Source organism: Streptomyces lacrimifluminis, from assembly GCF_014646095.1.
GTDB lineage: Bacteria > Actinomycetota > Actinomycetes > Streptomycetales > Streptomycetaceae > Streptomyces > Streptomyces lacrimifluminis.
In genome coordinates this window covers 398860-410860 of sequence record NZ_BMMU01000004.1, presented here as the reverse complement: position 1 = coordinate 410860, position 12001 = coordinate 398860, and the positions used below count along the sequence as shown (strand labels likewise).

Genomic DNA, 12001 nt, shown 5'->3' with positions numbered 1-12001 from the left:
AGGAGCCTCAGCTCTGGTCGCCGTCGGAGTTTCCCTCCGCGTCCTTCACCTTCTGCTCGAAGTCGCGGTCCTCGCCGGAGAGGTGACGGCACAGCTTGAACAGACCGTCGACAGTCCCCTGATTCTTCTTGCTGAGGGTCGCGATGCCCTCGGCCAGGTCGGGGAAGACGAGCCGGTCGGTGCCCGGTTCGTACAGGGCCTTGGCGACGATCTGCGCCCGGTTGGACTTGACCGCCATCTCGGCGCCGGCCTTGCCCTCCTGGAAGTGGATCCTGTTCAGCTTGTTCTGGTAGGCCTCCCAGTCACCGGAGGGCAGGCCCCACACGTCGACGGTGACGTCCCACTCGGGGAGCTCCACGTCCTTCTGGGTCTTGATGTCCTGCGCGGCGCGGATGGCGTCTCTGATGCTGCCCACGGCAGTGCTCCTCTGGTTGTTCGTCAGCCGGTGGGGGTCAGGGTGGGCTTGCCGGAGATCTTGAAGGTGACCTCTCTCGCCATCTTGTCGTCGAGGGGGAACTCGTCGCTGATGTCGCTGATGCCCGCGGTGAAGTCCCAGGTGTGCTCGTCCGCATCGCCCGGGAGGATCACCAGCTGGTAGTCGCGCAGGTCGTCCTCTTCGAAGTCGGCGTCGAGTTGCTGGTGGGTGGTCTCGCCGGGGCGGTAGTTGATGGTGGCGGTGACCTCGCCGCCGTCCTTCATGCCCTTGACGTACTCGCGGTACTTGTCCGGGCTGTCGTGCGCGGACACGTCGATCATGTTGCGGGACCGTCCTGGGCCCGACAGGTCTTCGACGCTCGCGATCACCACGAAACTGCCGGAGCCTGTGGAGTCCCTCAGGAGCTGTGTCCCGGTTGCGTCCTCACCGGCCATGGTCGGTCACTTCCTCTCGGTGCTGGTCGGATCTCAAGGGCTGACCTGGGTCAGGACCCGGAACGAGACGGGTACGTGCCGGATGTCGCCCGGCGGTTCGGGGTCGGTCAGCGTCTGCTGCGACACGAAATAGGTGGCCACGTGCCGGTGCCCGGCGATCGTCAGCGGCCGGTGTTCCAGCAGTGCGCGCAGCCGCGCGGCGATCGTCAGGGCCTGCGCGTAGCCGCGGTACTTCGACCACACGTGCAGCGTGATGACGGTGACCGATCCGTGGGAGTCGTGGGTGTTGTCGGGCGTCTCGACCGAGTCGCCGATCACGACGTACGGGTAGGCCTGGCCTTCCTTGACCCAGTCGAAGACGCCCTTCGCCAGGGCCATCAGCTCGGCGTCCGCGCCCAGTTTGGCGAGCACGGCGATTTGCAGGGGCAGGACGGCGGAGTCGGAGACGGGCATGCTCACCGCAGATGCCCCCTCACCTCGGCCCGCAGCCGGGTCACCAGCTCGGTGCCCTCGCGGGCCAGAGCGGGGATCAGCGTGGGGTTGGCTGGCATGCTCTTGGTGCCGGCTTCGTGGAAGGCGGCATACAGGTCGTCCTGGTTGCTCCAGCCCACCGACGTCTGCAGACCGTCGTTGTCGTAGGTGTCCCCGACACTGTCGTGCAGGTTGTTGGTGTCACGGCGCACGTTGTTCTGCACGTCCGCCTTCATGGCCTTCCCGGACTCCTTCACCGCGGCCTGCGCGGCCTCCTTCAGCTGCGGCACCACCTCGGCAAGGCGGCGCTCCAGCCGGTCCAGGCCGATCACTTCCACGCGCGCCCGCCCACGTCGAGGCATGAGCACTCACCTCTTTCGCTGCGACTGCCTGCGGATCTCGTGCAGTTCGCCCGCGACGGCGAGCAGTGCCCACGCGACGGCGCGCGGCACGGCCTCGACGGTGGCGCCCACGGCGAGCAGCTCCTCGGCCCGCGAGCGGCATTCCTGCGGTTCGCACTGGGGCAGCTGCCACTCTCGCTCGGCCATCAGCTGCCCAGCTCGAACGAGGCGACCGTCACCGAGGTGACCGCGCTGTAGGTGATGGCGGCGCGGCCGGTGGCGCCGCGGTAGACCTCGGCGAGCGGGATGATCGCGTGCTTGCCGGCGGCCACGACGACCGTCGCGTCCGCGATGGCGAGGCCTTTCACAGTGCCGGGGGTGGCGAGCGTGACCGTCTTCGACGAGGCGTCGGCGTTGTTGACGTACAGGAACCGGCCCGGTCCGACGAGCGCGGTGTCACCGAGGGCAGCCGCGGCGACGGCCTGGGCGGCGACGTCGACGAGGCCGGTGGCCACCGGTACCGCGATGAGAGTGAGGCTAGCCATCGGGTTCTCCTTCTGCCTGGATCAGCTCGACAAGAGCCTTGGAGTAGACGGGGGTGGACGGCTGCACCACCGACTGGACCCGGAACACCTGGGCGTTGCCGAGGTCGTCGGTGCCGCGCAGTTCGTCGCCGCGGCGCACGTCCGTGCGCGGCAGCAGGAAGATGTCGTGCGAATGCCGGGAGCTGGACTGCGCGGCGACCATCCGTTCGGTGGGCGTGGGCTGGTCGACCTTCGCCCGCACCGGCAGCGCCTGCTTGACGAGCGTGGTGCTCTGCCCGCCCGCCCCGTCCGGTACCTGGGTGGGGCGCCACACCTCCAGCCACCGGTTGAGGTGGCGGCCGACGTTGCCGCGGCCCCTCACCTCGACCTCAGCAGGGAGACGCCCCCACCGAAACGGGCTTCGAGCCGCTCGCGCAGGTAGTCGGGCAGTTCCATGGTGGTGATCAGCCCGGCATCTCCGTAGGTGACGGAGTAGTCGCCGATCCGTTCGGCGCGGATGTCCACGGCCGCGAGGCCCGCGCCGTCCGGGTCGGCCCGGTAGTCGGCGAGCGCGGTGGCCGTGATCCGGCACACCAGGTCGACGATGTCCGAGGGCACCGTGGCGAGGCCGTGGGTCTGGGTGACGTCGACCTCCGACGGATCACAGCCGGGTGACCAGCCGCACCGGCGCCACAGCCGGTGGGAGCGCAGCTTGAAGTCGGTGACCGCCTCGCCGTCGATCTCCACCGACGTCACCGACACGATGGGCGGTCCGGGCAGGGTCAGCCACTGGGTGGCCGGCCCTTCCAGGGAGACCGTGGAGGTGGTCTCCGAGATCGGCACGCCCGCGGCTTCCCGCACGGCGGTCGAGGCGACGTCGAGATAGGTCTCGGCGACGGTCTCCTCCTCGGCGGTCACGGTCAGGCCGCGGGCCGCGAGGTCGGTGAGCGTCGCCAGCGGGGCAAGCGCCACAGTCGCCTCCTTGCCCGGTCAGCTGACCATGTCGATGAGGTCATCCTTGGTGTAGGCCTCGGCGTCCTCGCGGGCGAGCAGGCCCCGCTTGACGACGTGGTCCACCCACTCCGCCTTCGTGGCGTCCTCGGACGGGCGGCCGTCCCCAGGTGCGGGCGGCCCGCCCTCGGTGGGCTGTTCGGGCAGCTCCTGAAGCTGCGCCTTGGTCATCGCCTGGGCATCGGCCTCGGGCAGGGCGTGCACGGCCATGGCCCACAGCACCCAGTCGTCCTTGCCCGCCCGGAAGCCAGGGCGAGGCACCAGCCCCTCGGTCAGCACGCTGCCCTTCGCGGGCTTCGGTTTCGGCGCCGGGGCGACGGCGTAGGGGGTGCCGTCCTCGTTGACGCGCTGGATCAGGCCTCGGTCGAAGCGTTCCTGGATCGCCTCGGGGAGGGGCAGGTCCATCGCGATGATGGCCCCGCCCTCCCCGCGCACGTAGATCGTCTCGGCCATGTCAGGTGTTCCTCGGGATCTTGAACGCGGTGATCGTGGCGTCGACGGTCGCGGCCTCGATCATCATGCTGCCGTCGGACTGCACGAACCGGCCCGACTCGAACGGGCCGATGAACTGCACGCCGGTCGTCGCGGCGACCGTGACGGCGAGGTCGCCCTGTCCTGCGGCGAGCGCGGGCGGATTGTCGCCTGCCTTCACCGTGATGACCTGCTGGACGCCGGTGTTCACCACCCGCAGCACGGTCAGTTCCGGGAACGCGTTGGAGATCTGCATGTTGTTCGTCGGCGCGACGACCGTGGTCGTACCGGCCGGCTGCGCCAGGTTCCCGTTCGGGACCAGGCTGGAGTACGGGATCTGCGTTGTCGCCATGCTGTGACTCTCCGATCAGGCGGCGGGGTTGATGAACGCGGCGGCCAGGTGGTCGGGACGGATGACCTTCGCGCCGTACAGGGCCAGGCCCTTGACCGCGTCCTCGAACCCGTTCTCGGGGCGGTAGGCCTCGGTCTTGTTGATCTGCTCGGCGAAGGTGACGGCCTCCTTCACGCCCGCCTGCACGACCGTGGTGTCGCCGGTCGGGACGGGGCAGTTGTTCGACTCGTAGATGTCGAAGTTCGCCGCCCGTCCGACGAACCCGTTGCGCAGGCCCTGGTCGGTGCCGGCCTTGTCGGCCGCGATGAACCGCTCGTCGAGCAGCAGCGAGGCGTAGAACTCCGGCGGGACGATGCAGTACCGGCCGGTCTTGGGCACGTTGGCCTTCGACAGCTTCGTGCGCAGCGGCACGAGGACCTTGTTGTAGGCGTCGGTCGGGGTGGTGTAGGTGTCGATCGGGGCGCCGACCAGGTTGAGGAAGTTCGCCGCCTGGATCTGCGTGTACAGCCCGGCGACGTACTGGTCGACGACGTCGGCGAGGGAGTACGCGGCCTCGCTCATGGCCTGCGGGATCAGGTTGGACTTGGCCTGCCGCTTGTCGACGTCGTCGATGGAGAACGCCCAGTACTTCGACTGGTCCACCAGCAGCGTGCGCTGTCCGGTGGTCAGCTTCTCCGGGGTGATCGTCGTCGAGCCGGGGGTGTAGGTGCCGACCGCCGGGCGGGACACCGAGGTGATGCGGACGGTGTCGCCGGCTTCGGCGATGTCGCCCTCGTAGTCGCGGTTGACGACGGTGGGGCTGGCGTAGATGAGTTCCTTGCGGGTCGCGACGAGCAGCCGCGAGCTCCAGATTTCGGGAACGAAGTTCCGCACGGTCATGGGTGTGCCTCCTGGCTACTTGCCGCCCATGAGGTCGTCGAGCCGGCCGTCGATACGGGCCTGGTCGATCGCCTCGGGCGTCATGGTTTTGAGGTCCTGCTTGCTGAGCTGCTTCGGCCGGGACGCCTTGCGCGCCGCTCCGCCGTCGCCGGTGCCCTGGAACCTCTTCGCCGTTGCGGCTGCCAGGTAGGGCTTGGACTTGATGAGCTCGTCGATCGCGTCTGCGACCTCGTCGCTGTCGACGTTGCCGTCGTCGTCGACCTCGAACTGGTCGAGGTCGAGGAACTTGAAGGCGTCGGCCGGGTCCGCGAGCTTGCCCGCGGCGGCGGCCTTCACCTCGGCCCGCAGGATCCGGGCGTTCGCCTTGGCGAGGGCGTCCTGCTCCGCCTTACGGCGCACAGTCTCGGCCTCGTCCGCGCTGCCCTGCTGGGCGAGCTGGTCTTCGAGCTCCTTGCGCTTGTCGCGCTCGCTCTTCCACTTCCCCTTCATGGATGCCAGCGCGCGCTTGCCCTTGTCGCCGAGGTCGTCGGCTCCCTCGTCCTCATCGCCGTCGTCGTCCGCGTCCTGGCCGCCGTCCGCGTCGCCGTCCTGGTCGCTGTCGTCCGCGTCCTGGTCGCCGTCGTCGTCCTGGTCGTCGTCACCGTCGCCGTAGAAGACGGGTGAGAACGGGCCGGCCGGATAGGGGTGCACCCATCCGGGCGCGTGCGCGCGGGCATGGCGGGGCAGCGTTCTGCGGTTCATGAGGGGCTCCCATTGCGGGTGTGGGCCTGCGCGTTGCGCGCGGGCAGGGTCAGAAGATGTAGCCGTACCGGCGCAGCAGACGAACCGCGTGCTCACGGTCCCCGGCCTGCCGGAAGATCTCCTCGGGCATCAGCCGGACCGCCTCGGGGCGGAACCCGCGGATGCTGCGGGACGAGGGGATGGCGCCCTCGGCCTTCAGCCGCTCGAACTCGCGGCGCCGGAACGTGCCGCGCTGGGTCTGCTCGCTGGTGGCCTGGACGGTGCGGCCGAACGCGGTCGCGGTGGCCATGCCGCGCCGTGCGTTGACGACGAACCCGATGTCGGCCCCGGCATCGATCGCCTTCACGGCCGCCTCACCGAACGTCCTCTTGCGCTCCGCGTCGGACATCGCGTCGTAGGCGGCCTTCGGGCTGGTCGGCTTCGGCCGGTGCTCGCGCGTGACCGGCTCCATGCCGCAGTGGCAGCGAGGATGCCGGGCGAACCCGGTGCTCACGCTGTACTCACGGCCCGCCAGGACCACGCACCGCGAGCAGGCGCCGGACTCCACGACCCTCACGTACGAGGTCACCGCGGGCCGGGCCATCATGCCGACCGAGTCCGCGGCCCGCCCGGCATCCGCCACGGCGGTACGCACCACCAGGTCCAGCAGCGCCTGTCCGCGCGCCATCGCCTGCAACACCGGCATGCCCCGGGTCACCAGCTGCAGCGCCGTCCACACGGGGACCTGCAACGCCGTGACGAGGGGCGTGCCGTCGCCGGTCACCCCGGCCAGTGCGGCCGGGTTGAGCCGGTCCGAGTCGGCCTGGTCCGGGTCGTTGCCGAGCAGGGCGGCGAGCCACGGATCCGTGCCCTGTGCGGCGGCCAGCTGCGCGCCGGCGACCGCGGCGATGACCGGTCCGAGAGCGGTGAGCCACGACGGGCCGGGCGCGTTCCGGTCGACCTGCCGCCACGCCAGGCGTGCGGCCCGGGCGGCGGCCAGGGCCAGGCGCAGCCGCGCGGTGGCGTGTGCGACCGCCACCGGCGAGGGGCTCACTCCGCTGCCCCGTCATCCGCCTCGTCCTCGTCCTCGTCGCCGTCGTCCGGCTCCGGGGTCGGCTGCGGCGCGGGGCCCGCGGACCCTGTCAGCTGCCGGGTGATCTCCGAGACCGGGTCCATCTCCATCTCCCGCTCACGCATCGCCACGACATCGGCAACCTCGGTGGGGGTGAGGCCGTAGCGCAGGGCCAGCCACTCGAAGGGGAAGCCGAGCTGCTTCAGCTTCAGCAGTGCGTCCGCCATCTGCGCGTGGCTGCGGGATTCGGTCTCCGCCCACAGCACGCGGCCCGAGCGCAGCGCGGCGGCCTTCGCGTCCTCGCCCTTGGCCAGGGCGATCAGCCGGGCCACCTCGCGCAGGCCTTGCCCGTACCAGAGCGTCTTCTCGTCACACCGTTTTACGAGGCCGGTCTCGGCGGCGAGCAGTGCGCCCTCGGCGAGGTTGGCCATCTTCCCGATGAGGTAGTGCTGCGGGGTCCGTGTCTGCGCGGCGAGGTGGCCGACGGCGACTTCGATGATGCCGGTGTACATGGTCAGGTTGGCGGCCGACCACTCGGCGATCCGCGCGTCCTTGCCGGTGATCCACGCGACCCGGTCGACCTGGAACTTGTCGAGGTCGACGGGTGTCTTTCCGATGATCTCGCCCGCGCTGTTGAGCTTCGGGAGCATCGGCCGCTCGGCACCCATGATCACGCGCTGCGGGAACGACGCGGCGTCGGAGGCGGTGAACAGCTGCGCCCAGATCAGGTTGATGGCGTCCTGCATCGCCACCACCCCGGCGACGTCGCTGATCGGGTCCTCGACCAACATGGGTTTGTTCGGGAGTTCCACCATCGGCACCACGCCCATGGGGTTGGGCTGCGGGTTCGGCTCGGCGCCCATCTCGCGCGGCGTCCACCGCTTGATTTCCTCGTCGACGTCCGCCATCTGCGGAGACTTGTCCTGCCGCGCGAGCGGGCGGGAGAACTTCCACACCTCGTTCTTCAGATACAGCGTGGCGAAGTCGGCGTTGCCGTCCTGCCACCGCTTCAGCGCCGCCTTGCGCAGCCGTCGCGAGCCGGGCTCGTAGACGACGATGCACTGCGAGGCGTCCTCGAACGTCACGCACGGCATGTCCGGGTCGTCCGGGTCACCCCACACCAGGACGAAGCACCGGCCACCGGTGACCGCACCGAGGAACCCCAGCTGGGAATCGGCGTCGAGGCCGTTGACCTGCCACACCTTCCACAGATCCTTGTCGGCCGACATCTCCCCGTCGGCGACGAACCCCGTCACGGTCAGCCGCTCGACCGGGGAGTCGGCCACCACCTGCACCCAGTTGTCGGAGAAGTCCCGGTAGCGCTGACCGTGGAACTTGGCGAACTCCTCCGACGCGAACCTCAGCGGGTGCTTGCCCCGGTAGTAGTCGTTGTGCCGGTCGATCGGACCGCGCCGCCGGATCAGCTCGTTCTCCAGCAGCGACACCAGCTGGAGAGCCTGCGCCTCGGTAGCCATCGGGCCCTCCTCACTTGCCGTAGTAGTAGGACACTTCGCGCTCGGCCAGGCCGGCCGCGATGACGTCGCCGAGCGCCTCGTGGGCGAGGATGCTCGGGATGGTGGCGTCGATCTTCTGCGTGGGGCTGGCCTTGCGGAGCACGTACCGGTCCATCGGCCGCGCTGCCGCCCGGGTGTGCTCGATGTGCTGCTGCGTGATCTCGCAGCCGTCGTGCCGGAACGTGCCGTCCCGCTTGATGACGTCGGTCTTCAGCCGCTCACACGCCGCGTGCATCTGCACGATGCGCCGGGTATGCCACCGGATAACCCGCTCCTCACCGAACTCGTCGACCCAGTCGTCGATCTCGGTGTCCCAGTACGGCGGATCCGCGTACAGGCGCACCACGTCGTACCGGCGAAACACCTGCTCCATGGCCGCGCGCACTTCCGCGCGCGGCACCTGGCCCCCGTAGTCGGCGGGGTTCCAGATGGTCGGCTCGTCGTTCGGCCCGTACTTCGGGGTGAACTGGTAGCCGGTCATCGTCTCGGCCCGCAGCGCCGTCCAGTCGTCGCTGTCGGAGCCGTCGAACCCGAGGACGATCCGGGTCATTGGCCGCACCCTGCGCGGCTTCGCCTTGGCCGCCCACTTCGCGCCGTCCAGCCAGGCCGCCGAACCCGCCACGCACCGGTTGCCGAAGAACCGCTCGGCCTGCGCCTCGTCCAACTCCATGATCTCGGCGGCCTCGGCCTCGATCGCGTCGAGATCCACGTGCGACGAGCCCGCGTACACCACGGCATGGATCTTCCGGCGCTGCCGCTTGTCCTTGTACGACAGCGACTTCGGAGCCTGCGGGTGGTACCGGAAGATGTCCCGCGCCTTCGCCTGTGACGTCGTCTGCGCCACCGAGTTCTCCGACGGATCCCACCCGTTCGTCGTCTCCATCGACCGGCCGCCCATGCCAGCCGCGCCACGGCGCTGCGTCTCGGCGACCTTCCGCAGCTTGTTCTGTGTCGTGTACAGGCCGGTCTCGTCCTGCATCGCGAAGATGATCGGGTTGCCCAGACGGGACAGCGCCGAGGACGTGACGACGTCGATGCGGCCGTCGTCGCCGACGCGCGTGAACTCCTCGCCCGTCTGCATGATCTCGGCGAGCGGGCCGCGCTTCACCATCGACCGCAGCGGCCGGTACACGTTGTCGACCTGGTCCTCGGACGTGGCCGTCAGCTGAATCAGCGGAGTCGGCCACGGCACACCCATCGGCTCGCTTGGCCGGTAGTCGTACCACCAGCCACAGCCGCAGCCATGCTCCGAACACCGGTACCGCTCGCCGCCCTTGGCCCAGCCGTCGAATACCACCGGTCCGGCGGCCTCGGCCAGCACGATCGTCGCCGACCACGGGCCCTTGCCCGTCTTCTGCGGGGCGACGATCTGGCTACGGCGGTAGTGGAACGCCGGCGCCAGCTGCCCGACCGTAGCGGTCGGCTTCACCCGGTAGTGGTTGACCGTGCACCACAGCTGCCACGGGTACAGCACCAGGTCTTCGCCCACGCGGAAGCCGTCGGGGATCGGGCAGTGCGCCTCGATCCAGTCCGGGACGATCCAGAGGGTGGGGAAGTCGACGACGAACTCGGCCCCTGCGTCAGGTCCCTTCGCCACTGGGCACGACCCTCAGCCGGTCACGGGCCGACGGTCGGCGGACAGGTTCCTGCCCGGCCTCGCTCGCCTCGGCAGGCTCCTCGACCGCCGGGGCGATCTTCCACCGGTTGCGGTTCATGCCCGCCACGCTCAGCCCGAGCGAGTCGAGGTACCCGCGCACCATCTTCTTCACGTCGACCCGCGCGTCCGCCCGCTCCGCCTCCGCCAGCGTCCGCACGAACAGCGCGACCTCCAGCTCCTGACCCATGTCCTCCCACGCCACGGCCTGCGGCTTCGCCCACAGGTCATCCCACAGGTCCAGCTCACGCTGAGCGGCCTCGGTCAGCGGCCACTCGGGCGGCTCCGCCTCGCGTCCTTCCGCCGGCAGCGTCCGCCAACCGCCCTTGTCCATGGCCTTCGTACTGCGCAGCGACCTCGGGTCCGGCGCAGGACCGGACACCGCGCGCGCTCCTCCACGGGGCATGTCGATCACTCCTCATCGCTGCGTTGCGCAGCACAGAGAGCCGTCACCTTGCGTGACAGCTGGGACCCTTTGAACCTGGCGCACCCCTCGGCGCCCTCCCCCGCGCTCTGTCCCCCCAGGTCAGCCGGGGGTACCCCCCTGGGTCGGGTCACTGTGAGCGACCGTCAGGTTCCCCAGGTTTCGGCGGCGGTCTTACGGGAGTGGTGCCGTTTGCTCATGGCCTGCCAGTTGTCAGGGTCGTAGCCGCGGGGTCCGAGTGGTCCGAGTCCGTCGATGTGGTCGACCTCGGTCGCCAGGTCACGCTGGAGCATGGGCAAGGCCGCGCACTGGGGGCACTCGCACCACGGATGGTCACGCAGATACTCGGTACTGGCCCTCCTCCACGCTGCGTTGTAGCCCTGGCTGTGTGAGCTGGGCCGTTCGGTCCTGGCCTTGGCTGCGCATGTAGGGCACTTGCCCCCAGCGGTGAGGTTCGGGCATCGAGGGGTGGGGCAGACCTGCATGGCCTTGCGTCGCATGGCCACCTCGGTGAACGAAGAGCAGACTGGGACCATGCGTACATACCAGGGCAGAGCCACGGTCATTGTTGAAGGTGCCGAGTACGAGGTTGATGCGGACCTGTGGTCTGAGTCTGGTCACGTGCGCGTGGCTGCCATGGGCGACGTCAGCTCTGTGAAAGGCCTGGCCTCTTGGGGCGGCACGCTGGACGCGAATCACGAAGAGGCGTGCTGGAACATCCTGAACGGCGGTGTCATGCGACTGCAGCTAAGGGATGGCGGCGAGGGGGAGTTCTTGGCGAGCGGCGGCACTTTGGGCGGCCCCGTGCGGATCACTGGGAATGGCGAACCGCCGTTCTGAGCGCGCCGTCTGACATGACGCAGCCCCAGCCGGGGGGATTGGCTGGGGCTGCGTCATGCGTCTGTGGACTGCAGCGCGGGGGTAGGTCAGAGGAGGGGGTGGTCAGATGGCTGACGCTAGCGATGTTGTTCTGGAAATCTGGCGTGACCAACGACAGGCAGCAGTCCACTCGGAGGACCAGCGAGCGACGCTTTCCAACATTGTCATTCTGGTCGTTGCTGCGGGGTTGGGCCTCATCTCGCAAAGAGGCATCCATGCGTCGACGTTGGTGATCTCAGTGCCGATGATCTTCTTGGGCTTGTACGGAGTACTGGTGTGCCTCAAGTTCCGGGAGCGTTTCGAGTATCACAACACCGTGGCTCGGCAGTTGAGGGATCAGCTGACTGCCTTGCATCCTGAGCTCAATGTCCAATCGGCCTGGCCGGCCGCCCTCGACAGGCATCAGTCGAGATACCCGAAGCTCTTCAGGGTCCGCCTCTATGTGCTGTGGGCGCTTCTGCACGCCGGGGTCGCCCTGGCGGGGGGCATCGTCTCTGCCTACGCGTTGGCGAAGTGAGAGATCGGCCGCGCCTGGTGCCCTCGCCAGCCAACCGCTTGAGGGCACAGTTGTACACCCAGATCGTGACACGGCGCTGACCTGCGGTCAAGCGGCGTTGCGGGTGCGGCGTTCGATGACGAGTGCGGTGACATCTTTGACGGTGTACCAGGGCTGTCGAGGGGTGCCTCCGGAGCGCTGGAGCTGGCCGCGCTGGACGAGCTTGCGGACACCGTCGAGGCTGATGCCGAGCTGTCTGGCGGTCTGGTGTGCGGTGAGGTGGCCGGGCCTCAGGTTCTGGGACTCCATGCGCCCATGGTGCG

Annotated in this window: 20 protein-coding genes; 2 read left to right on the top strand and 18 right to left on the bottom strand. The window is 69.2% G+C overall.

Features of this window, described 5'->3' with window-relative positions; all coding sequences use genetic code 11:
• Nucleotides 1-7: 7 nt before the first annotated feature.
• The 17 genes from IEY89_RS09500 to IEY89_RS09420 form a co-directional block, all read right to left on the bottom strand.
• Nucleotides 8-415, bottom strand: a complete 408-nt coding sequence (locus IEY89_RS09500; RefSeq protein WP_189146845.1) for a hypothetical protein — start codon at nt 413-415, stop codon at nt 8-10.
• 23 nt (nt 416-438) lie between these two features.
• Nucleotides 439-870 (bottom strand): phage tail tube protein, encoded by a 432-nt coding sequence (locus IEY89_RS09495; protein ID WP_189146844.1) that lies wholly within the window; start codon nt 868-870, stop codon nt 439-441.
• Between the two features lie 33 nt (nt 871-903).
• On the bottom strand, nt 904-1323 hold the full coding sequence (locus tag IEY89_RS09490) for a DUF3168 domain-containing protein (protein WP_229695132.1): 420 nt from the start codon (nt 1321-1323) through the stop codon (nt 904-906).
• A gap of 2 nt (nt 1324-1325) precedes the next feature.
• On the bottom strand, nt 1326-1703 hold the full coding sequence (locus tag IEY89_RS09485) for an HK97-gp10 family putative phage morphogenesis protein (protein ID WP_189146842.1): 378 nt from the start codon (nt 1701-1703) through the stop codon (nt 1326-1328).
• A 6-nt stretch (nt 1704-1709) separates the two neighbouring features.
• Complete coding sequence (locus tag IEY89_RS09480) at nt 1710-1889, bottom strand: hypothetical protein (protein ID WP_189146841.1); 180 nt, start codon at nt 1887-1889, stop codon at nt 1710-1712.
• A complete protein-coding gene (locus IEY89_RS09475) occupies nt 1889-2227 on the bottom strand; it encodes a hypothetical protein (protein ID WP_189146840.1) in 339 nt (112 codons plus the stop codon). Before IEY89_RS09475 ends, IEY89_RS09480 begins: the two co-directional genes overlap by 1 nt.
• Nucleotides 2220-2588: a phage head completion protein gene (locus IEY89_RS09470; RefSeq protein WP_189146839.1), complete on the bottom strand. Its 369-nt coding sequence runs from the start codon at nt 2586-2588 to the stop codon at nt 2220-2222. The genes IEY89_RS09475 and IEY89_RS09470 overlap by 8 nt, the downstream gene beginning before the upstream one ends.
• The gene (locus IEY89_RS09465; protein WP_189146838.1) at nt 2585-3178 is read right to left on the bottom strand and encodes a head-tail connector protein; all 594 of its coding nucleotides are present in this window, start codon (nt 3176-3178) and stop codon (nt 2585-2587) included. The genes IEY89_RS09470 and IEY89_RS09465 overlap by 4 nt, the downstream gene beginning before the upstream one ends.
• Before the next feature lie 18 nt (nt 3179-3196).
• Nucleotides 3197-3670 (bottom strand): hypothetical protein, encoded by a 474-nt coding sequence (locus IEY89_RS09460; RefSeq protein WP_189146951.1) that lies wholly within the window; start codon nt 3668-3670, stop codon nt 3197-3199.
• Nucleotide 3671: 1 nt separating this feature from the next.
• Nucleotides 3672-4040 (bottom strand): hypothetical protein, encoded by a 369-nt coding sequence (locus IEY89_RS09455; protein ID WP_189146837.1) that lies wholly within the window; start codon nt 4038-4040, stop codon nt 3672-3674.
• 15 nt (nt 4041-4055) lie between these two features.
• Nucleotides 4056-4919 carry a phage major capsid protein gene (locus IEY89_RS09450; RefSeq protein ID WP_189146836.1) on the bottom strand — a complete coding sequence of 288 codons (864 nt, stop codon included), beginning with the start codon at nt 4917-4919 and terminating at the stop codon, nt 4056-4058.
• Nucleotides 4920-4934: 15 nt separating this feature from the next.
• Nucleotides 4935-5660 (bottom strand): hypothetical protein, encoded by a 726-nt coding sequence (locus IEY89_RS09445; RefSeq protein WP_189146835.1) that lies wholly within the window; start codon nt 5658-5660, stop codon nt 4935-4937.
• A 49-nt stretch (nt 5661-5709) separates the two neighbouring features.
• Nucleotides 5710-6693: a hypothetical protein gene (locus tag IEY89_RS09440; protein ID WP_229695120.1), complete on the bottom strand. Its 984-nt coding sequence runs from the start codon at nt 6691-6693 to the stop codon at nt 5710-5712.
• Nucleotides 6690-8186, bottom strand: coding sequence for a phage portal protein (locus IEY89_RS09435; protein ID WP_189146833.1), 1497 nt, complete (start codon nt 8184-8186; stop codon nt 6690-6692). Before IEY89_RS09435 ends, IEY89_RS09440 begins: the two co-directional genes overlap by 4 nt.
• Before the next feature lie 10 nt (nt 8187-8196).
• Entirely contained in the window at nt 8197-9822 is a 1626-nt protein-coding gene (locus IEY89_RS09430) for a terminase large subunit domain-containing protein (RefSeq protein ID WP_189146832.1), read from the bottom strand.
• Nucleotides 9806-10285, bottom strand: a complete 480-nt coding sequence (locus IEY89_RS09425) for a hypothetical protein (RefSeq protein ID WP_229695119.1) — start codon at nt 10283-10285, stop codon at nt 9806-9808. Before IEY89_RS09425 ends, IEY89_RS09430 begins: the two co-directional genes overlap by 17 nt.
• Nucleotides 10286-10449: 164 nt before the next feature.
• Nucleotides 10450-10596: an HNH endonuclease signature motif containing protein gene (locus IEY89_RS09420; protein ID WP_189146831.1), complete on the bottom strand. Its 147-nt coding sequence runs from the start codon at nt 10594-10596 to the stop codon at nt 10450-10452.
• 241 nt (nt 10597-10837) lie between these two features.
• On the opposite strand from IEY89_RS09420, the gene IEY89_RS09415 reads away from it, so the two are divergent.
• Both IEY89_RS09415 and IEY89_RS09410 read left to right on the top strand, forming a co-directional pair.
• Nucleotides 10838-11143, top strand: a complete 306-nt coding sequence (locus IEY89_RS09415) for a DUF4873 domain-containing protein (protein ID WP_189146830.1) — start codon at nt 10838-10840, stop codon at nt 11141-11143.
• 106 nt (nt 11144-11249) lie between these two features.
• Nucleotides 11250-11699, top strand: coding sequence for a hypothetical protein (locus IEY89_RS09410; RefSeq protein WP_189146829.1), 450 nt, complete (start codon nt 11250-11252; stop codon nt 11697-11699).
• Between the two features lie 87 nt (nt 11700-11786).
• On the opposite strand, the gene IEY89_RS09405 is transcribed toward IEY89_RS09410, so the two are convergent.
• On the bottom strand, nt 11787-11987 hold the full coding sequence (locus IEY89_RS09405) for a hypothetical protein (RefSeq protein ID WP_189146828.1): 201 nt from the start codon (nt 11985-11987) through the stop codon (nt 11787-11789).
• Nucleotides 11988-12001 lie beyond the last annotated feature (14 nt).

Excerpts from the sequence above, each read along its gene's own strand:
- IEY89_RS09425 (WP_229695119.1), bottom strand. The coding sequence starts at position 10,285 with ATGCCCCGTGGAGGAGCGCGCGCGGTGTCCGGTCCTGCGCCGGACCCG.
- IEY89_RS09405 (WP_189146828.1), bottom strand. The coding sequence starts at position 11,987 with ATGGAGTCCCAGAACCTGAGGCCCGGCCACCTCACCGCACACCAGACC.
- IEY89_RS09495 (WP_189146844.1), bottom strand. The coding sequence starts at position 870 with ATGGCCGGTGAGGACGCAACCGGGACACAGCTCCTGAGGGACTCCACA.
- IEY89_RS09435 (WP_189146833.1), bottom strand. The coding sequence starts at position 8,186 with ATGGCTACCGAGGCGCAGGCTCTCCAGCTGGTGTCGCTGCTGGAGAAC.
- IEY89_RS09485 (WP_189146842.1), bottom strand. The coding sequence starts at position 1,703 with ATGCCTCGACGTGGGCGGGCGCGCGTGGAAGTGATCGGCCTGGACCGG.
- IEY89_RS09410 (WP_189146829.1), top strand. The coding sequence starts at position 11,250 with ATGGCTGACGCTAGCGATGTTGTTCTGGAAATCTGGCGTGACCAACGA.
- IEY89_RS09480 (WP_189146841.1), bottom strand. The coding sequence starts at position 1,889 with ATGGCCGAGCGAGAGTGGCAGCTGCCCCAGTGCGAACCGCAGGAATGC.
- IEY89_RS09450 (WP_189146836.1), bottom strand. The coding sequence starts at position 4,919 with ATGACCGTGCGGAACTTCGTTCCCGAAATCTGGAGCTCGCGGCTGCTC.
- IEY89_RS09455 (WP_189146837.1), bottom strand. The coding sequence starts at position 4,040 with ATGGCGACAACGCAGATCCCGTACTCCAGCCTGGTCCCGAACGGGAAC.
- IEY89_RS09445 (WP_189146835.1), bottom strand. The coding sequence starts at position 5,660 with ATGAACCGCAGAACGCTGCCCCGCCATGCCCGCGCGCACGCGCCCGGA.
- IEY89_RS09415 (WP_189146830.1), top strand. The coding sequence starts at position 10,838 with ATGCGTACATACCAGGGCAGAGCCACGGTCATTGTTGAAGGTGCCGAG.
- IEY89_RS09460 (WP_189146951.1), bottom strand. The coding sequence starts at position 3,670 with ATGGCCGAGACGATCTACGTGCGCGGGGAGGGCGGGGCCATCATCGCG.
- IEY89_RS09420 (WP_189146831.1), bottom strand. The coding sequence starts at position 10,596 with ATGCTCCAGCGTGACCTGGCGACCGAGGTCGACCACATCGACGGACTC.
- IEY89_RS09475 (WP_189146840.1), bottom strand. The coding sequence starts at position 2,227 with ATGGCTAGCCTCACTCTCATCGCGGTACCGGTGGCCACCGGCCTCGTC.
- IEY89_RS09490 (WP_229695132.1), bottom strand. The coding sequence starts at position 1,323 with ATGCCCGTCTCCGACTCCGCCGTCCTGCCCCTGCAAATCGCCGTGCTC.